Genomic DNA, 17,419 nt, shown 5'->3' with positions numbered 1-17,419 from the left:
GCAGAGGATCGCCACAACCATTTTTTTGAATCATATCTATTCCCCCATGTACCGAATTAAAATTCTTCAAGTTCTTTTAAGAAGATCTTCATCCGCTCTTGTATCTGCTCCTTCCTCCCGTACCGGATCACTTGCTCACGGCTCAAAGATTCCTGCTTCAGAAGCTGATCATGTTCATGGGTCATGGTGACGAGCTTCAAGTACACTTCCACATTCAGGTCATTCCATTTCTGCTTCGAACCGTTCACATACCCCTCCACGAACCCTTCTGCACTGGCCTTCATTTGTGGGATCAAGAGATGGTATTGGTTCTTACCATGCCGCTTTGTGTTGTGCAGGGCATGAAACAGTGTCCGGTAGTTGAAGACGTAATTGGCAGCGAGGGAAGTTCCTGTATAGATAATCGGGAACGGGTCAATCATTTTGACGCCGCTACTAGTAAAAATCATATTCTCAGGCGATGTATCCTGATTCGTCAGGACGAGTTTTTCCCGTTCGACGGAGCGGGCGGCAATCAGCTCATCCCCTGTGCCTTTCACTTTTTCCTTATCAAAAGAGTAAGAGCTTTCAAGAAGCGACTCCCATTCTTCCCGGTATTCTTCCGTTTCTTCCCGGATGAACGCACTCAGGTCACCCTCATATTGGCCTTTAATCTCTCCTTGTTCCCCGACAGTTATGTATCCGATGCCTCGAATGGGTGAATTCAGATCCTCGAGGGCCAGGAAGAACTCACCCAGTTCTCTTCCATACCGTTTCGATTGGTCCGGGTTCTGTCCGGCAAGCCCGACTGATTTTCCGACATACGTTTCAATCGTATAGGTTAACTCTTCAGAAACATGGTATTCGTAATGTGCAGGACACATCCCTTTCCCCGTCCTGTTGGCATGCTCATAAAAGGCCTTGGTCCCGGCATAATCCGCCGTCAGCTCGTCCTTGTTGAAGACGACCTCCTTCTCATAGGCGATTCTCTTTGGGATGCGGAGGACGAGCTGTTCTGCCTCGATTAAGTAAGCGTAGTGCCATGCACCTTCTCCTAATCTGGTGATCTCGGAATCACTTGAGATTTGTTTTAGTCCTTCGTTTTTAAGAGCTTGGTTGATGAGTTCTTGTTCTGTAAGTGCTGTGGTTGTTAGAAATGGCTTTAACATTTTTTCTCCTTTTTTCATTTCATTATTTTTTTAGGTCCACCCTCATTTTCAATACTCTCAAATAAGGTTTCATAATTAAAATCAAATTGATCAATGCCAGTGCGAGTGCGATATAACTACTCACATTCGCCAGTACAGCATATTCCTCCGTATAATAAGTGGCTGAACTGTGATAATTGACGTTCATGTAAAACTGAAAAGCCGCTACTGTAGCAAATAGTGTAAATGCGATGAGGTGAAACGCATTTGCTTTTGCCGTTAATGTTCCCACTAGAATGAGCACTCCCGCAGCAACAAATGCTTTCTGCGTAAACATGGCTTCCTCCGGAGTAAAGCTTACCGGGATATCGGAGGTAATCAGAAAACGAAACAAGGATGCACATACCCATAAGGCCACTCCAAGTGCGAATAATGAAAAACCGATGATGTTTCTACTCAAGCTTGAATCCCTCCTTTTGATAGTCTTCCGTACTCAAACTCATGAAATTCAACACCAATACATAAAAAGGAAAAGTGACCAACGCCCCGATCATCACTAAACCCGCTGCAGGATTAGGAGCATCTCCCCCATATGTCGTCGGAAAGAATGTAGCGATAATATACGTAAATAGCAGAAAATACGGAAACCAAAGAACCGCCGTCCAATAGCTCGCCCTCCGCCCTTCCATCCACTTCCCTGTTAGAAAGTAGAGGAAGACCGTTCCCATCAGAAAAATTGTGACAATCAGGAATCCAATCGTATTCATCACCGTTTCCATTTCCCAGCCCGTCAGCCTCGTCAACCGGTAACCATTCACCATCAGCTCGACCGGAACTAGAATCATGAGGGCATAAAACAAACTGAACACATTTATTTTGAAAAAATAGTTCATTTCGAATCACCTGTATCCTTATACCAATTATTCCAAATCTAAACAATATTCTCAACCTAAAAAGAGGAATGACCCGGTTATGGATCATCCCTCTTTTTTCTCAAAACTCGCCCTGTTCAATCTGATACTGGTCAAGCAGCTGCATATGTTGCTCCCGTACATTCCCTTTGTAGTAACTTGAGTTGTTTGTACTGTTTTTCCATTCGACTTCCTTGTTATTCTCATCAAGTGGTATCCAGCCGAACCGGGAGTGTATTCCCATATTGATGTTATCCCCGAAGAGTGGGTCAGGAGCATCACTGCCATCTGATAAAGTCAATGCATCTCCCCATTCTCCGGGAACCTTCATTGCCCCGTAGGAGTTGCCTGTCAAAGAGGCTTCAGTCTTCATCAAGATACCGGGAACATAATGCTGTTGTTCTCCGCTACTCGAGTAACCCCTCTCCCTCGTGAAATAATACTGCAATGTTTGAATGTCACTGCCGGGGTTGATGTTCCAGACGATATGGAAGCTAGACGGATCACTCCCATCGAGCTCCCATACCTTTGGCTCCCCGTCGGTCCGGATGCTAATTACCTTCCATCCGGTCAGATGTCTCTCCCAATAGCTAACACCATATTGCTCCCTATCTGAAATGAAAGGTGCCACCCCATGACCATCATCGAGCTTCAGAAAATCCTGTATTTCAATGGCTTGTGCATTGTGAAGGGAGGAATTGATTTGTGACAGTATTTCTTCATTTTTTGGACGTGAATCTGTTTTCTCTACATACAGCCAATAGAAGGCAAATAACCCTACGAAAAGGAGTCCCCCAGCTAGGATGCTTCTCTTCTTCATCGTTTTGCCTCCTTCAGCACCGTTTCAGGGAAGTGGTAATAATACTGAGTCTTTCGAGTTGAGATGAGGATCCCTTTCCCGTCCTGCTCCACATAGATATCCGGCTCGAGACCGCTTCCCCACTTCGGCTTGGTGCCGACCAACTGAAACGGAAAGCGTTCGTGATTCGAGTAACGGCCGCCTGCTTCATCAAACCATTGCCAACTTTCAAATTCGACCTGCTCCACATCAGAAAGCTGCTTCTTCAGTTCCTCCTGATCCAAGGTCCGTCCCTCACCAGATGGATGGATGACATTGAGGGAAGCTTCTTTGGTCCCTGATATGTAGGTGGATAGATGGCTTTCTGGATAGAGAAGTGATTGGACCGGAATGGTGAGCAGGGTTCCTGCCAGGAAGATGAAGTTGGCCAGGAATCCGATCCAGGCAAACCGACGATAGGTGTCCCAGCGACCCTCTTTACGATTAAGAACTGCGTATAGAATCCATACGCCAAGTGGCAGGATTGGAATTTTCACTAAGGTATGAAACCATTCCATGTTGATGGTAAAGGAAAACATGCCGACAAATATGGCAAGGATGACTTTCCACACCTTTGGTTTTGCCGAAAGCTTTTTATACACTCTAAATGCAAGATAGCCAATGACCGCCCATTCTATGATGGACATCAAGGTGGACACGATGCTAAATGAATAATCGATATTAATAATGAATATCACCCCTTTTTTCTATCTGCACCCTATTTTACCATCTGTATCCATATACTGGTCCTCCCGATTTTACATAAAAAAAAGAATGACCATCCAACGATGATCATTCTTTCCTCTTATTTATACGTTTTTAACAGCTTCTTCTATTCCAGTGCTTCCAGAAATAAGATCGAATCCTTTATTAAACGTGCTCGCTTCCGTCAACGATGCCACGATGGTTCTCGCCACATCTTCACGCGGAATGGAACCTCTTTCAAGATTCTCAGCCGCCGATACTTTGCCGGTGCCTTCTTCGTTCAGCAATCCACCCGGACGGATGATCGTATAGGTAAGTCCACTGTCCTCAAGTGCACGGTCCGCGAAGTGCTTCGCCACATAATAAGGCTTCAGGGAGTCATTCCAGTTCTCACGATGATGAGCCTGCAGCGCACTCACGATGATGAAGCGTTCGATGCCTGCCTCTTTTGCGGCCTCCATTGTTTTCACCGCTCCGTCAAGATCGATGAGGAGGGTCTTGTCTGAACCCGTGCTGCCACCTGATCCTGCAGAGAATACGACGGCATCGGTTCCCTTCAATCCATTCGAGATTTGATCAACAGGGCCTTCCAAATCAACCAGTGCAGCCTCCACGCCTTCTTGTTCAAACGACTGTACCTGCTCTTCTTTCCTCACAATGGCTCTCGGAGTATGTCCGTCTTCCTTCAAGAATCCGACCACTTGCTTCCCGATCTGTCCATTTGCTCCAACAACTGCTACGTTCATAACCTCATCTCCTTATTCCGATAATTTTGGTATGAATTTATCATCACATGTTCGGCAGGGTGATGACAAATCATCTGTTTGGTGTGTGCTCATATAATGTATCCGAAATGGGGAGATTCAAAACACGGGGGAGCACCTTTGAAAGTGAAGCTTAAAAGATCCATCCTTGGGTATGTATACATCAAAAGGAAGTGGTACTGTGATTGCAGCTTATTTTTTAATCGTCATAATCGCCGTCTCATTAATTGTGTTGCCTTCTTTGCCGTTTTCAGAATGGCCCATCTTCACGGTCTTGTTCTCTGTTTTTGTTTTTGGCATGAGGTATCTGACCAAAGTGAAGAATCTACTGATTTCCACCTCTATCGCGTTCATCTTTGCCATCGGTACAGTATATAGTTTGAACCGATTCACTTCTATGGAAATCCCCTACTTTTTTATCTTCTTTATAGGGATAGTCAACATCATATATGCAGCTATCATAAGAAAAAAATGAATAGAAGAGTGATCTATCCAGAGCAGAGATATTAATTTGTATAAGAACAGGTATCGAATGGGAAGATCTTTTCAATTTAGAGAGAATTATAGACTTTTGAAGAGTGGATATATGTTTAGAAGGACGTCGGTGGACTGGAATTGCGTCGTTTTTTTATTAATTGCGTCATTTTCAGATTTATTGCGTCGTTTTCGCGATAATTGCGTCATTATTTTGTTTTATGCGCCGTTTACCAAAATTAACCACAAAAGACCACCAAGGTCCGTCCCTCAATGGTCTCCATCCTTAAATAATCTTATACAATTCCTCCACACTCGTCACGACGTAATCAGCGTGAGGGTTTTCTACCATCTCATCTGCAAAGTAGCAGGAACTGATTCCGGCATTTTTCCCCGATTCGAGATCCAGATCCCGGTCGCCGATCATGATCGCTTCTGATGGATCGATATCATGGGTGCGGATCAGATGCTGAATGGCATTCGGACTCGGCTTTCTTTCAAATCCGTGTTCGGAGGTGATGAAATCAGAGAAGTAGCCCGTCAGCCCGTAGCTCTCCAGCATCGTGATGGAAGATTCACCTCTGTGGGTGTACAGGTAATTCCTTCGCCCCGATTCATGAATATACTTACATATTTCAGCGATTCCTTCAAAGGGCTTGGACAAATCGAACTCGACTTCTTTTCTGCGGACATTGTAGGCTGAGATAAACTCGTCCCCGATCCCATATTTTTCACCATAGTGTTTGAAAGTGTGAGTCATCGATACCTTCATTTGTTTTATGATGTCCTCTAACGGTTCCTCGATTCCCTGGCTGTCCAACGTGTCTTTGAAGGCTTCCGCCATCACAGGGTATGTATCAAAAAGAGTGCCGTCAAAGTCCCAAATGATATGCTTGTACATGTCCATTCCCCTCTCTTATGTAAACTATCTTCATCGTACCACAATGAAAAATGAACAGATACAAAACAGGAAAATTATGCTAAACTATTTTCAACGATTGCCTCAGGAGGACTATATGACCCATTCACCGCATTCCCTTTTCCTGATAAGCTCTGCCTCCCTGCTTTTCTCAGGGATCATCCTTCTTTCGTATCGAGCATACGGATGGGGACTGCTTTTGATGCTTGGGCTTCTCATCCTCTATTCATCTGCCAAAAATAACCGGTCCGTCGCTTCCTTATTCCTATTCTTCCTTATCGGGTTCCTGACCTTTCAATGGGCAACAGGCTGGATCAATGGTTGGGATATATCAAAAGAAACCAACATCCTTTTGAACAGAAGTTTTCTTATATTCATCCTGGTACCCTTAGCCATCTCACAATGGATAGCAAAGAAAAAGGTCCGATTCTACATGAGATTACCGGATTGGAGTAAGCGCATCTCTATGCCTTCACACACCATTCCATTGCCACTTTTTTTATTGATCGGACTTGCGGGATCAAGCACCATCTTCATTCCCCTCATCTGGTCGGAGGGAATCAGTGAGGTGAAATCATTATTCCTATTCGCAATAGGATTCACCGTCCTGAACGCTACGCTGGAAGAACTCATCTGGAGAGGCGTCATGCTGTCGTCATTGATCCGGAATACCTCTGTCTTTTACGCCGTCACGGTGACAAGCATTGGATTCGGACTCCTGCATCTCTCCATCGGGATCCCGCTCCTCCTTAGTCTTCTATTCTCTTTCGGGGGACTTTTTTACAGCATCGTAGTTTTGAAGACAGATAGCATCTACCCTTCAATTTCCTTTCATATGGTGATGAATATGGGGATGGTGTTGAATGGGTGGATCAACTAAATGGCAAGGAGTCTAATAAAATGAATGATATTGAATACTGGGATCTTACCAGCGATCCAACAGGTGATACGTACCGAGCTCTTATTCAATCACTGTGCACCCATTCCGATAGCTTTTACTTTATCACCCGGCAGGAACTTCCTTATAATCAAGAGATCTTAAAGGAGTTCGATCCATGGATCTTCAAAAGATACAAAACAAAAAATTGGGCAAATACCGCGACTTTGGGACCCCCGGCCACGGTTTATCAGATGGAGGCAAATAAACAGACCTGTTTGTTATTGCAACAAAGTGCACAGAGCTTATACGACTGGATATCTCCAGTGTTACCTGAAGATTTGACCTTCATTAAGAATGGCTTCACCTGGTTTTCTTCGACCACTCATGAAGAAATGGCTGAGTTTGTCATTCGTTCTGAGTGTTATCGAAATATCATAAAGTCCATTCCTGGATTACAAGTTAAGCGAACAGAGTAAAATAAGATTGGATGTCACTATATGAATGCTATGACAAAGCTTCTATGCGGTTTAATCCTCTTCGTGACCCTGACAGGTTGCATCGCAGAAGATTATGACTTCACTCCCCCCACTGTCACCCTTATGGAAACAGACAGCGTCGACTCCGTTGAATTAACCGAAACCAATATTGATTGGCGTGGAGAAAACGGTAAACCATTGGAAAAAGAAACGAAAGAAGTAGTAGACTTCGCACGGAAACAGAAGGAACTCACCTTTCCATCCGGTCAGCAGGTAGACGTCCTTTTTGACAGTGAAGACTTTGCCGTCGAGGAGTTACGTGCATTCTTATGGCTGGGTAATGAAAAGTGGCAGCTGGATATCGGGGAGGACCGTTCCTTCACACTCCCTAGAGGAAAAGGGTCCTACGTGTTGGAGGTCGACCTTCAAACGGATAGAGGCAGTGCGCAGTATGTTGGGAATATTGTTATCGAGTAAATAGGGAGGTGAAGATATGGAAATTCCATTGATCATACTGGGGGCACTCTTCGGCCTACTTTTTTTCTACATGATCATTGAAAGGGCCGTACGGGATGGGATCAACAACTCGGCCATCGGGCAATATCTGGATGAAAAGCATGGAGTCAAAAAACCACAGGGGGATGAAGATTTGTACGACGATACGTTCAAGGGGGAATGATGGTTGTTTGGGATGACAGTGGAAGAAACGGTGATCTTAGTTTGGTGTGCAATCCTGTTGATCAATAATGTCGAGCTAATTTTCAAATATCGCTCGAACAAAGATAAATATATAGAACTCCAGGATTCCGGTGCCCTCTTCCCTGTTAGTCAGTTAAGATTAACAATTGGAATCCTGATTGGTACTTTTATTTTCAAAGGACTCATTTATATCTTTGCCGCATTTGTCCTCCACAACCTCTATGCCAAAATCTTCGGATTTCTCCTGTTGGTATTGAGGCTGATTATCGGGATTCAAGATGAAGAGACGTTTCGGAAGAGCAAGTGGGATTTGGTGGTTTTGCTCCTAGAGACAGGTTTTGTGGTGTACTTTATGTTGGGTTACTTCTTTTTTGGTTGGTGAAGAGATTTATTGACCTATATTTCAAATAATGTCGCAGCTCTTAAATAGTGTGCCCAGTACCCTACATGTCCTCCATAAAAATCAGATATCTTTGAGACATCAGCAGTCTTCCCGTATAGGGAATGAATCTCTTTCTTTAGCATTTTTTCCCCTATCGGCAATCTTTCCATTCTTCCGATTCCCCTCAACATGATGAACGAAGCAGACCAATCACCTATTCCATTTATCTCTTTTAGCCACTGGTGCACGGTTTCGTAATCCTCTTCCATCAAGAAAGTATTCGGGACCTCTGCAAATCGCTTGGCTGCTGACAGGATATAATTTACTTTACGTTCAGAACGGACAACCTTCAATACCTCGTCCTCTTGAGCATTTAATACATGCTGGGGTTCAGGAAATGCGATGTGGGTGCAATTTTTCCTTTTAATAGACTTCCCAAATGCACTGGCTAATTCATTCTTTATACTACGTGCTAAATGAACAGGAGTCCTTTGGGAAAGGATTGCCCAGCATGCATTTTCAAAGGCGGTTAAAAACTTAACTTGGTGATATCCATACAATTTCTTACATATCGGATAAAAAGTGGGATCAGTTTTGGATAGTCGGTAAAACGGGTTAAGGTCGTCATACAAGCTAAGAAAAAATGATATTCGTTTGATAGCCTCTGCTATCCTTTCATTTGTCATGTCGGTATCTGAATATAATCTGTATATTAATTGAGGTTTTTCTATATCGCCCTTAGAAAACAGTTCGAACAGAATAACCTGATGATCAATCATGATTGCTTTTGTATAAGTATTACGTGCTTGTTCTTCCTTCGATGGTGGGAACTTTCTTAAAAATGTAAGGGTCTTAACAAAATCGTAAGGAGCTTTAGGAATTATCGTCCCTTCTTTTTCAACAACCACAGTTAGATTCCTCGACCATTATTGGCTCTTGTGGAAAATTCATTTTTTCCCACGCTGCAATCCCGCCAGTCAATTCCTGAACATCGCTGTATCCCTTTTTTAACAGTTTCGATGCTACTTTTGCTGCAGTATTACACCATACATCCCAGCAATAAACCACAACCTTTTTATCTTTTGGAATCTCGTGGAGACGAACTTCAATTTCAGACTGTGGAATTATAAGTGCATCTTGAATTTTATTCTTCCTGGCCTCTGCCGGACCGTTTCTAACATCAATTAAGACAACACTTTCCGGCTTCTTCTTCTTCAAATATATATAATCCATCGGACTTAATGTAGCTTCGATTCGCGCCTCAAAGTACTCTTGCTTATTCATGGACCATACTCCCTCACTATTAAATATTTTACTTCTCATTAAAATCTGAAATCCCTTCCCTCACCTTACTTAACAGTTGAAGGAAAACGCTTCTCTCCTCCGTGGATAACCTATTAACAAGCTTTGCTGTTTTTCTATAATGATTGGGTAACATCTTTTCTAAAACATCGATCCCATGAGTTGTTAAAAGGACCACTTGCTTTCGTCGATCATCTAGATGAATCGAACGCTTAACTAACCCGTCCTTTGACAGTCCATCGATTAACCCCGTGATAGTGGCTTTTGTCACATTTGCACTTTGGGCTAGCTCCGATGGGGTGACTGGATACTCGGGGCAACGATAAAGAAGCATCAGTAAAGTGAATTTCCCTTCTGAAAGACCTTGTTCTAAAAAATATTTTCCATAGGCACTGTTGACTTCCTTTGCAGTGCTTAAAAACTCCAAAGTCATTAGTACACCCTCTACATCCACTTCAGGAAATTTCTCTGAATAGGTCATTAACGTTTTGGATGAGGGGAGATTTTTAAGATTAAAATCATTTAACAACATGTTCACCCCCCTTTAGTATGTCACCTTATTGTAAGGCACCTAACTAATATTGTAAACCTATTTATGGAAAAAATGTATTTTTTATTACAAACTCTTCTTTGATACTTTTTTAATAACTTCTCCAATTCTTGAACTCTTTGAAACTTACCTCCCTGTCATCTCGACATATTCATCGAGGTGAATATAATGAAAAGATACCGATTTATGATAATACTAGTAACCACTCTGCTTCTAGGCTGTGAAGACCCAGACCTGGCTTATGACAAAATGTCCGACAATAAGATACTGCATGGGAAGGTTCTTGAAAAACGCAGCAAGGGAATGACTCTCGCTTTAACCGGGGAATCAAGGGATAGATACTCTGAAACGATTCGTATATCTGTTCCGGATGAAGAAATGATCAAGCTTGTAGAGGAAGGACAGGAATTATCTGTGTGGTTTGATATAATTCGTGAATCCAATCCACCACAGACCAAAGCATTAAAAATAAAAGTGATCACCACCCCAAACTAATACATGCTCTTTGCCAGGATAGACTCCTCACCTTAATGAGAAGTCCTACGATGAGAAAGTAAAATGATAGGTAGTGAATCGAAGAAGGGGAGCTTTCACTAGTCTCTTTAGCATCCCCCATTACATAGCCCCCTCTTCTCTCCATTAACTAAGGTTGCAAATTTTCTTTTAGGCTTTCCCGTCCTCATTCTTTCTCAGACTAAAGATGATCCCACCAATCCAAATGACGGCAACAAGAATATAGGCTCCCATGGAAATATCCCCGCTGACACCTCCAGCTTTCAATAAAGTATTGAGGTTGGTAAGGACTATAAACCCACCCACCAGGACCCCAAGAAGATAGGAAGGCATGATTCTAACCAGCCACGCTGCTAACGGTGCAGCCAGAACGCCTCCAATAACAAATGCCAGCACCCAGAACCAGTTGAACTGTTCCCACCCCAGAAACAGAACAAACCCCGCGGTTGCTGCAATCGTAACGATGAATTCACTTGTATCAACCGTCCCTACTACTTCACGGGGGGAAGTGTGTTTGTTTGCCATCAGAATGGGGGTGTTAATTGGTCCCCAACCTCCTCCACCTATCGCGTCAAAGAAACCCGCAATTGCTCCAAGGGGGAAAAGAAACCGTTTCTTTAACAGTTTACCGCCACTACTCGAAGTCACTTCATTCACCTGTCTCCTGGAAGTGAGCAGGAATCGGAAGAATATATACGCTCCCAACAGCAGGAGGAATGAGGAAATATAAGGTTTGATTAAACCTCCGGGAATATTGCTCAGGAATGCTGCCCCTACGAAAGCACTGATGGCCCCTGGTATCGCCAGTAAGAGGGCCATACGTTTGTTTACATTTCCAAATTTATAATGGGAGAAACCCGAAGCCGCAGTCGTAGCAATCTCTGACATATGAATAGATGCAGAAGCAACCGCGGGAGCCACTCCATACGCTAACAATAAGGACGATGACGTCAATCCAAAAGCCATCCCAAGCGAACCATCCACTAACTGTGCGAAGAAACCGACTATAGCAAAGATCAATAATTTTCTCATCTCAAATCCTCTTTTCTTCAAAATGTAATTTAATATTTATTATTTATATAAAATTACTCGGAATTATGTGCGAAAAATAAAATCAATAGTAAAAGGCTCTGAATCATTAAGATTCAGAGCCTTGGTTTTCTCATCAACTATTCTTTAAATCATTGGGCAGGAAGTGTAGCCATCTTAAGGGATGACCAATCACAACTTCCCATCAACCTCAGACGTATCCACCCCTTCACCAAACCAGTCAGCGAGCTTCGCCTTGGCCTTCGCTTTCACCTCATCATCGATATACATGGATACCTGCAATAACGCGAGACCGAGGGCGCCAAGGTCATCGGTAAACCCTACCCCCACTGCCATGTCCGGAATGAAATCCGTTGGAAGGATGAAATATCCGAGTGCCCCGATGATGATCATCTTCGACTTCTTCGGAACATCCGGCTTTTGCAGGACAAAATAAAGGAGCAGCGCCGTATATACGACGGAATGTCCGGCCTTCACACCATATCTTTTTAACTTATCCCAAAATTTCTCTTCAGAAAAATGTTTCTCCGTGTTGTCCATTTCATTTCCACCTCCGTATTGAGACGAGTCCCATCTCTTGTTCCTTACATTGTAGAAGGTTTGGTAGGAATAGACAAACGTTTTGATAGGGACAGGAAGTCTTATCCTGGCTTTCAATGTTTGGCGAAGATGCATGTTCAATTCGACCAAACAGATGAATACGTGTACTTAATTGTATTAGTTGAAATCACTGGTGCCAATAAATTGCTCATTACAGGACAGATGCAAATAAAATTTAGTTCCCCATCTCACTCAATTCATTTGACTGCATAAAGGTTGAACAATTGATTTCCCGACTTTGTCCTGTAATCAAATCAGAATCACGACAAAAGTGCATCCGCAATCAACTTATCAAACTTGCGGACATCGATCCCTTTCTTCAACTTCACTTTTATATGACCGGCTCTCGTCCAAAGCTCTACTTCCGCATTCACATCAAGGAAACTGCCTGCATTCTCCGTTGACCACATATTGATGGAAGAATACGGGAGAGAATAGATCTCCACCTTTTTCCCGGTCAGCCCCTGCGCATCTCTTACAATTAATCTCTTATTAGTGAAAATGGCACTATCCCGGAGTGTCTTATACGCAGCCACTGCCTCTTCCCCACTGATTAAAAGATCGTTCACATCATCTGGAATCGGACATTCCGACAACAGCGTCCATTCCAATATTCCTGTCGTTACAGCCATTTCTATAACCTCCTGAAAATATCATTCACTATAACCAATTCTGTATCAGGAGGAGAAACCCTGCTTTTTTCCTGGTATTGATGCTCCGCATTCACACCGGACCTTTTTAACATATCAGTTATATACATTTCACCTAGACAAAATGTATCCCTAATCTAGAAGGTTTGATGGTGATAGACATCTACAAAGAAACGTAGATTCTAAACCTTGCTCTAAGTACGTTATAATTCAAGTAGCTAAACTGATAAAGGAAGTGATCACATGATAAATGCCATCATCTTATTCATTCTTGCCGGAATCGCCGAAATCGGAGGAGGCTACCTTATCTGGCTTTGGCTTCGGGAAGGAAAACCCGCCTATTGGGGAGTCGCCGGCGGGATCGCCCTGGCACTCTACGGCGTCATCGCCACCTTCCAGTCCTTCCCTTCATTTGGCCGTGTCTACGCTGCTTACGGCGGGGTGTTCATTGTCCTGTCCGTCCTGTGGGGATGGGGAATCGATAAGAAGACACCTGATCTCTATGATTGGGTCGGTGCCGGGATATGTATCGTTGGGGTTGGTGTGATGCTGCTTGGGCCGAGGCAGTAATGAAAGAAAACGGTATCCAAAATTGTCAGATACCGTTTTCTCTCTTTTAACTTCACTCAAAACCTACCTGTTACACTTTTTCCACCGGTAAACGGTAATCAGGGTTGCTTTGAATCCAGCCTCCGCCCTGTTCAACGGTTCGATCTACACTCGTATCCCCATCACCATCTCTCCAGTATCCCTCTACAAACGTACCGTCTGCTCGATAATAGCCGTCCACCCAATGAGGAGCGACTCCGTGATGGTTCGGGTTATCATCCACTATGTAGTCCTGATTAATTGTTCCTTCAGCATTTGCAGAATCAGGGGCATTTGATTGACCTTCCATTGCAACGGTTCCTGAATCATTGCCGCCTCCGTCGATGCCTCCCTCATTTCCATTCACATCCACTACATCTGCAATGTCCAATATCGATACGCCAAGAGCACCAACAGCAACGGTTTTCCCAACGTCTCTTAGACCCTTTTTCCAGCGATTTTCGTCTCCATCCATCACTCCGCCGGCCACATTCCCGACACTTTTGATAGTAGAACTGATACCTTGTCCAACGGCTTTCGCTGTGCTTCCAACGCCTTCCCCAATATCAGAAATTCCCTTGTCGATTATAGAATCATCCTTGCTCACCATTCCACTTCCTACATTCCAAGCTCCTTCTGCCACGTTCCCCAATTGTTTTCCAGCAAATTCAGTGGATAGCTTTACTCCATCCCCTACTTCCTTAATGAAATCCGATCCAGTCAGTTCACCGACTCCTTTAATGAGTCCTCCTGTCACACCTCCAACCAGTTCTCCTGCACCCTTACCCAAACTCTTTAAAAATCCCATAACCTGACCAACTTTCTCAAAAAATTTATATGTACAATTTTCAACCACTCTAGTACTTATGCACTATTAATCATATCATCAAATGTAATATACTGGTAGATTCATTTTCAAATATTTTGAGGGACGGACCTCACTTAACAGGAAAACCTACCCACTCCTTTCTATTCAGTTCCCCCTGAAAAACGAGTAAAATATAAGAAGCACGAAAGGAGGAATAACATGATTCGACTTCAACAAAATTCTAGTACGCTAGTGATAGTAATCCACGAAATCTATGGAATCAACCAACACATACAAGACTTCTGCGCATTCATCTCATCCCAAGGAAAGGACGTCATCTGTCCGGATCTTTTAGAAAAAGGGTCGGCTTTTGATTATTCTCAGGAAGAGATGTCATACCGTTCTTTCGTCAAGGACATAGGCTTTGAAGAGGCGGTTGTCAAAATAAAGAGCATTCTCTCAATCTATCGACAAACATACAAGAAAATTGTGATCATAGGGTTCAGTGCAGGGGCGACGGTGGCCTGGTTATGCAGCGATGATGAAAGGGTGGATGGTGTCGTCGGGTACTACGGGTCACGGATACGAAACTATTTAGAGGTCAAACCACTGTGTCCAACCGTGTTGTTTTTCCCAGAAGAAGAACCCTCTTTCCAAGTGGATGAAGTGATTGCAAGATTAAGACGAAAGTACATCGACATTCAAAAATATAGCGGTACACATGGATTCAGTGACCCCTATTCGACAAACTTTCATAATGAATCCGCACAAAAAGCGAGAGATAGAATCATAGATTTTTTGACTGAAAAGGTTGAATAGGCTTCCTTCTGTCCCTCCTTTCAGGATACTGACACCATCTTTACGCGCGCCCGCTACACGCACGTTGTTGGTGGTGTTTTCTCTCTTCTTTCTCTAAAGATCTACAGTCTGTTTTCGCTTGGGTTCCATGGGTGATTCACATTGTTTTGGGCAAAGGGAAATAGGGGGTCACCATGTTCGTCAAGACCCTTGAATGATGTTATTGTTCTATTTTACATATGTATTGCCCCCTCATTCACCCTCGACCTTAATATACTGACTCGATTTAAAACTGGATACCGTGTGTTACAATTTTTCCGATTCGATTAATTATCAGAAAATTAACTTTATTTTTCACAAAGCCCATCATACAATAAAGGTATCGAAATTAAAGGAGGCTGTTTTCATGAGAAACATTGCGATGGTAACCGTACGAACATATAAGGGTGGAACGCCTTTTTAACGTGACGGTCTTCCCCCTTATATGTGTTTTGTGAACTAACGCATAAAGGGGTATGTTATGACTTTTCCTGTGAAAAAATTTCTTTCGTATTACAAACCGTATCGTTCCATTTTTTTGATTGTGCTGTTCAGTGCTTTGATCACCTCTTCCCTTACTCTCGTTTTTCCACTCCTTGTCCGTTATGTGACGAAGGATGTTCTGGCCGGAAGTCTTTCTACGGCTTTTGAGGATGTCCTTTGGATCGGCGGTGTGATGGTGGTTCTTGTTGTTGCTCAAAACGTTGGGAATTACATTGTGGATTACAAGGGGCATGAGATCGGGGCACGAATGGAAACCGATATGAGAGGTGAATTATTCGCTCATCTGCAGAAGCTGTCTTTCCGTTTTTATGATAAAGAGAAGACGGGCCGGTTGATGAGCCGGGTGACGAATGACCTGTTGATGGTCTCGGAGCTTTATCATCACGGACCTGAAGATTATGTGAAATACCTGGTTCGTTTTCTTGGGGCGTTTGTGATTCTCTTCTGGATCAACGCTCCTCTGACCTTGACCGTTTTTTGTTTCTTTCCAGTCCTCGGGTTCTTCTCCCTTTACTTCAATAAAAAGTTGAACCGGGCGTTGACGGATAATAAAGAGCGGATCGGAGACATCAATGCCCAGGTGGAGGATTCCTTATCAGGCATCCGGGTCGTTCAGTCGTTTGCCAATGAATCTCTTGAAATCAGGAAATTCAATGTGGAAAATGAACGGTTTTTAGGAAGCCGAAAAGGAACCTATCGTGCAGAGGCGTACTTCTATAATGGGACGGAAGCATTCATTCAGCTGATTACGGTCACGATTGTCATCTTCGGGTCCATCCAGATCGTAAATGCGTCCCTTGACCTGGCCGACTTGATTACGTTTCTTCTGTATATCGGCTTTATGATCGAGCCCATTCAGCGGCTCACTCATATGAGTACTCAATTTCAAGAAGGTGTGACAGGATTTCAGCGATTCATGGAAATCATGAATATCAAGCCTGACATCGAGAATGTCCCAAATGCAAAGATTCTTTCTAGCGTTGAGGGACATATTTCATTGAAGAACATATCATTTCATTATGATTCTGCCTTAGGACCTGTATTCAAGGATTTAACTCTTGAAGTCCTCCCAGGGGAATATGTCGCGATCGTCGGACCATCGGGAGTGGGAAAGACGACTCTCAGCTCCCTGATATCCCGTTTTTATGACGTTTCTGCGGGTGCGGTTTTTATAGATGGGGAAAATGTGAAAAACCTGGACTTGAATTCTCTCAGAAGCAATATCGGGATCGTGCAGCAGGATGTGTACCTTTTTTCCGGCACCGTGATGGAGAATATCCGCTATGGTCAACCTGAAGCAACCGACGAAGAGGTGATGAAGGCGGCAAAGCAAGCGAACGCCGATGAATTCATTACCCGTTTGCCACAAGGATATCACTCCGAAATCGGTCAGCGCGGCGTCCGGTTATCAGGCGGTCAGAAGCAGAGGCTCAGTATCGCCCGTGTATTTTTAAAGAATCCGCCCATCCTCATTCTTGATGAGGCGACGAGCGCCCTTGATAATGAAAGCGAAAGCATCGTCAAAGAATCCCTGGAGTTACTGGCAAGGGGCAGGACGACACTCGTCATCGCCCATCGTTTATCGACGATCAGGAACGCTGGAAGAATCGTGGTGTTGTCAGATGGAAGGATTGTCGAAGAAGGGACCCATGAAGCGCTACTCGAGCATAATGGTCATTATTCCAGACTGTATTCGAAGCAGTTTGAGGTTCAGGTATAAAGGAGTAGGCTCTCATACCGTTTTGGTGTGAGAGCCTTTTGAAATTCCATAAGGTACACTTATTGATTTTCATAAAATAATAATCATTACCTTATCAGATGAATTCAGTTAGCATAGAACTT

The 17,419-nt window shown here is 43.5% G+C and carries 24 protein-coding genes; 9 read left to right on the top strand and 15 right to left on the bottom strand.

Annotated elements, in window-relative coordinates:
• Window positions 1-56: 56 nt before the first annotated feature.
• From M1J35_RS06150 to M1J35_RS06115, 8 genes are all read right to left on the bottom strand, one after another.
• Window positions 57-1,148 (bottom strand): hypothetical protein, encoded by a 1,092-nt coding sequence (locus M1J35_RS06150; protein ID WP_254653039.1) that lies wholly within the window; start codon window positions 1,146-1,148, stop codon window positions 57-59.
• A 22-nt stretch (window positions 1,149-1,170) separates the two neighbouring features.
• Window positions 1,171-1,587 (bottom strand): hypothetical protein, encoded by a 417-nt coding sequence (locus M1J35_RS06145; RefSeq protein ID WP_254653038.1) that lies wholly within the window; start codon window positions 1,585-1,587, stop codon window positions 1,171-1,173.
• Window positions 1,580-2,020, bottom strand: a complete 441-nt coding sequence (locus M1J35_RS06140; protein WP_254653037.1) for a hypothetical protein — start codon at window positions 2,018-2,020, stop codon at window positions 1,580-1,582. Before M1J35_RS06140 ends, M1J35_RS06145 begins: the two co-directional genes overlap by 8 nt.
• 100 nt (window positions 2,021-2,120) lie before the next feature.
• A complete protein-coding gene (locus M1J35_RS06135; RefSeq protein ID WP_254653036.1) occupies window positions 2,121-2,858 on the bottom strand; it encodes a hypothetical protein in 738 nt (245 codons plus the stop codon).
• Complete coding sequence (locus tag M1J35_RS06130; protein ID WP_254653035.1) at window positions 2,855-3,535, bottom strand: hypothetical protein; 681 nt, start codon at window positions 3,533-3,535, stop codon at window positions 2,855-2,857. Before M1J35_RS06130 ends, M1J35_RS06135 begins: the two co-directional genes overlap by 4 nt.
• A gap of 150 nt (window positions 3,536-3,685) precedes the next feature.
• On the bottom strand, window positions 3,686-4,327 hold the full coding sequence (locus M1J35_RS06125; protein ID WP_254653034.1) for an SDR family oxidoreductase: 642 nt from the start codon (window positions 4,325-4,327) through the stop codon (window positions 3,686-3,688).
• A gap of 210 nt (window positions 4,328-4,537) precedes the next feature.
• Window positions 4,538-4,708, bottom strand: coding sequence for a hypothetical protein (locus M1J35_RS06120; RefSeq protein WP_254653033.1), 171 nt, complete (start codon window positions 4,706-4,708; stop codon window positions 4,538-4,540).
• Between the two features lie 397 nt (window positions 4,709-5,105).
• Window positions 5,106-5,720: an HAD-IA family hydrolase gene (locus M1J35_RS06115; protein ID WP_254653032.1), complete on the bottom strand. Its 615-nt coding sequence runs from the start codon at window positions 5,718-5,720 to the stop codon at window positions 5,106-5,108.
• Window positions 5,721-5,835: 115 nt separating this feature from the next.
• Here M1J35_RS06115 and M1J35_RS06110 point away from each other — a divergent pair, with 115 nt between their 5' ends.
• Genes M1J35_RS06110 through M1J35_RS06090 form a run of 5 tightly spaced genes read left to right on the top strand, consistent with a single transcriptional unit; the run spans window position 5,836 to window position 8,175 of the window.
• Entirely contained in the window at window positions 5,836-6,618 is a 783-nt protein-coding gene (locus tag M1J35_RS06110; RefSeq protein WP_254653031.1) for a CPBP family intramembrane glutamic endopeptidase, read from the top strand.
• 20 nt (window positions 6,619-6,638) lie between these two features.
• Entirely contained in the window at window positions 6,639-7,094 is a 456-nt protein-coding gene (locus tag M1J35_RS06105; protein WP_254653030.1) for a hypothetical protein, read from the top strand.
• A 21-nt stretch (window positions 7,095-7,115) separates the two neighbouring features.
• Window positions 7,116-7,571: a hypothetical protein gene (locus M1J35_RS06100; protein ID WP_254653029.1), complete on the top strand. Its 456-nt coding sequence runs from the start codon at window positions 7,116-7,118 to the stop codon at window positions 7,569-7,571.
• Window positions 7,572-7,587: 16 nt separating this feature from the next.
• A complete protein-coding gene (locus M1J35_RS06095) occupies window positions 7,588-7,773 on the top strand; it encodes a hypothetical protein (protein WP_159361256.1) in 186 nt (61 codons plus the stop codon).
• Window positions 7,774-7,776: 3 nt separating this feature from the next.
• Window positions 7,777-8,175 carry a hypothetical protein gene (locus M1J35_RS06090; protein ID WP_254653028.1) on the top strand — a complete coding sequence of 133 codons (399 nt, stop codon included), beginning with the start codon at window positions 7,777-7,779 and terminating at the stop codon, window positions 8,173-8,175.
• Window positions 8,176-8,189: 14 nt separating this feature from the next.
• Here M1J35_RS06090 and M1J35_RS06085 read toward each other — a convergent pair whose 3' ends face one another.
• Genes M1J35_RS06085 through M1J35_RS06075 form a run of 3 tightly spaced genes read right to left on the bottom strand, consistent with a single transcriptional unit; the run spans window position 8,190 to window position 10,009 of the window.
• Window positions 8,190-9,083: a DNA-3-methyladenine glycosylase family protein gene (locus tag M1J35_RS06085; protein WP_254653027.1), complete on the bottom strand. Its 894-nt coding sequence runs from the start codon at window positions 9,081-9,083 to the stop codon at window positions 8,190-8,192.
• The gene (locus M1J35_RS06080) at window positions 9,073-9,459 is read right to left on the bottom strand and encodes a rhodanese-like domain-containing protein (protein ID WP_159361252.1); all 387 of its coding nucleotides are present in this window, start codon (window positions 9,457-9,459) and stop codon (window positions 9,073-9,075) included. The genes M1J35_RS06085 and M1J35_RS06080 overlap by 11 nt, the downstream gene beginning before the upstream one ends.
• Window positions 9,460-9,487: 28 nt before the next feature.
• Entirely contained in the window at window positions 9,488-10,009 is a 522-nt protein-coding gene (locus tag M1J35_RS06075; RefSeq protein ID WP_254653026.1) for a MarR family winged helix-turn-helix transcriptional regulator, read from the bottom strand.
• A gap of 186 nt (window positions 10,010-10,195) precedes the next feature.
• Here M1J35_RS06075 and M1J35_RS06070 point away from each other — a divergent pair, with 186 nt between their 5' ends.
• The gene (locus M1J35_RS06070) at window positions 10,196-10,522 is read left to right on the top strand and encodes a DUF3221 domain-containing protein (protein WP_254653025.1); all 327 of its coding nucleotides are present in this window, start codon (window positions 10,196-10,198) and stop codon (window positions 10,520-10,522) included.
• A 168-nt stretch (window positions 10,523-10,690) separates the two neighbouring features.
• Here the strand turns inward: M1J35_RS06070 and M1J35_RS06065 are convergent, their stop codons facing one another.
• The 3 genes from M1J35_RS06065 to M1J35_RS06055 all read right to left on the bottom strand — a co-directional run bounded on the left by M1J35_RS06065 (window position 10,691) and on the right by M1J35_RS06055 (window position 12,822).
• Entirely contained in the window at window positions 10,691-11,572 is an 882-nt protein-coding gene (locus tag M1J35_RS06065; protein WP_254653024.1) for a sulfite exporter TauE/SafE family protein, read from the bottom strand.
• Between the two features lie 189 nt (window positions 11,573-11,761).
• The gene (locus M1J35_RS06060) at window positions 11,762-12,130 is read right to left on the bottom strand and encodes a YkvA family protein (RefSeq protein ID WP_224521340.1); all 369 of its coding nucleotides are present in this window, start codon (window positions 12,128-12,130) and stop codon (window positions 11,762-11,764) included.
• Window positions 12,131-12,450: 320 nt separating this feature from the next.
• Window positions 12,451-12,822 (bottom strand): PH domain-containing protein, encoded by a 372-nt coding sequence (locus M1J35_RS06055; RefSeq protein ID WP_061809129.1) that lies wholly within the window; start codon window positions 12,820-12,822, stop codon window positions 12,451-12,453.
• Between the two features lie 261 nt (window positions 12,823-13,083).
• On the opposite strand from M1J35_RS06055, the gene M1J35_RS06050 reads away from it, so the two are divergent.
• Window positions 13,084-13,410, top strand: a complete 327-nt coding sequence (locus tag M1J35_RS06050; protein WP_061809130.1) for a YnfA family protein — start codon at window positions 13,084-13,086, stop codon at window positions 13,408-13,410.
• Window positions 13,411-13,480: 70 nt separating this feature from the next.
• On the opposite strand, the gene M1J35_RS06045 is transcribed toward M1J35_RS06050, so the two are convergent.
• On the bottom strand, window positions 13,481-14,218 hold the full coding sequence (locus M1J35_RS06045; RefSeq protein ID WP_254653023.1) for a hypothetical protein: 738 nt from the start codon (window positions 14,216-14,218) through the stop codon (window positions 13,481-13,483).
• A gap of 237 nt (window positions 14,219-14,455) precedes the next feature.
• Between M1J35_RS06045 and M1J35_RS06040 the strand changes: the two genes are divergently transcribed.
• Window positions 14,456-15,055, top strand: coding sequence for a dienelactone hydrolase family protein (locus tag M1J35_RS06040; protein WP_254653022.1), 600 nt, complete (start codon window positions 14,456-14,458; stop codon window positions 15,053-15,055).
• A 499-nt stretch (window positions 15,056-15,554) separates the two neighbouring features.
• Window positions 15,555-17,297 carry an ABC transporter ATP-binding protein gene (locus tag M1J35_RS06035; RefSeq protein ID WP_254653021.1) on the top strand — a complete coding sequence of 581 codons (1,743 nt, stop codon included), beginning with the start codon at window positions 15,555-15,557 and terminating at the stop codon, window positions 17,295-17,297.
• The last annotated feature ends 122 nt before the right edge of the window (window positions 17,298-17,419 follow it).

It is taken from the genome of Rossellomorea sp. KS-H15a (assembly GCF_024195245.1).
Lineage (GTDB): Bacteria > Bacillota > Bacilli > Bacillales > Bacillaceae_B > Rossellomorea > Rossellomorea vietnamensis.
Note: the sequence above shows the minus strand (reverse complement) of the source record. Positions and strands in the feature narration are given on the sequence as shown.

Coding starts and splice junctions, on each gene's coding strand:
- M1J35_RS06150 (WP_254653039.1), bottom strand. CDS start 1,148: ATGTTAAAGCCATTTCTAACAACCACAGCACTTACAGAACAAGAACTC.
- M1J35_RS06140 (WP_254653037.1), bottom strand. CDS start 2,020: ATGAACTATTTTTTCAAAATAAATGTGTTCAGTTTGTTTTATGCCCTC.
- M1J35_RS06135 (WP_254653036.1), bottom strand. CDS start 2,858: ATGAAGAAGAGAAGCATCCTAGCTGGGGGACTCCTTTTCGTAGGGTTA.
- M1J35_RS06125 (WP_254653034.1), bottom strand. CDS start 4,327: ATGAACGTAGCAGTTGTTGGAGCAAATGGACAGATCGGGAAGCAAGTG.
- M1J35_RS06120 (WP_254653033.1), bottom strand. CDS start 4,708: ATGGCAAAGATGAACGCGATAGAGGTGGAAATCAGTAGATTCTTCACT.
- M1J35_RS06115 (WP_254653032.1), bottom strand. CDS start 5,720: ATGTACAAGCATATCATTTGGGACTTTGACGGCACTCTTTTTGATACA.
- M1J35_RS06110 (WP_254653031.1), top strand. CDS start 5,836: ATGACCCATTCACCGCATTCCCTTTTCCTGATAAGCTCTGCCTCCCTG.
- M1J35_RS06105 (WP_254653030.1), top strand. CDS start 6,639: ATGAATGATATTGAATACTGGGATCTTACCAGCGATCCAACAGGTGAT.
- M1J35_RS06100 (WP_254653029.1), top strand. CDS start 7,116: ATGAATGCTATGACAAAGCTTCTATGCGGTTTAATCCTCTTCGTGACC.
- M1J35_RS06095 (WP_159361256.1), top strand. CDS start 7,588: ATGGAAATTCCATTGATCATACTGGGGGCACTCTTCGGCCTACTTTTT.
- M1J35_RS06080 (WP_159361252.1), bottom strand. CDS start 9,459: ATGAATAAGCAAGAGTACTTTGAGGCGCGAATCGAAGCTACATTAAGT.
- M1J35_RS06075 (WP_254653026.1), bottom strand. CDS start 10,009: ATGTTGTTAAATGATTTTAATCTTAAAAATCTCCCCTCATCCAAAACG.
- M1J35_RS06070 (WP_254653025.1), top strand. CDS start 10,196: ATGAAAAGATACCGATTTATGATAATACTAGTAACCACTCTGCTTCTA.
- M1J35_RS06065 (WP_254653024.1), bottom strand. CDS start 11,572: ATGAGAAAATTATTGATCTTTGCTATAGTCGGTTTCTTCGCACAGTTA.
- M1J35_RS06060 (WP_224521340.1), bottom strand. CDS start 12,130: ATGGACAACACGGAGAAACATTTTTCTGAAGAGAAATTTTGGGATAAG.
- M1J35_RS06055 (WP_061809129.1), bottom strand. CDS start 12,822: ATGGCTGTAACGACAGGAATATTGGAATGGACGCTGTTGTCGGAATGT.
- M1J35_RS06050 (WP_061809130.1), top strand. CDS start 13,084: ATGATAAATGCCATCATCTTATTCATTCTTGCCGGAATCGCCGAAATC.
- M1J35_RS06040 (WP_254653022.1), top strand. CDS start 14,456: ATGATTCGACTTCAACAAAATTCTAGTACGCTAGTGATAGTAATCCAC.
- M1J35_RS06035 (WP_254653021.1), top strand. CDS start 15,555: ATGACTTTTCCTGTGAAAAAATTTCTTTCGTATTACAAACCGTATCGT.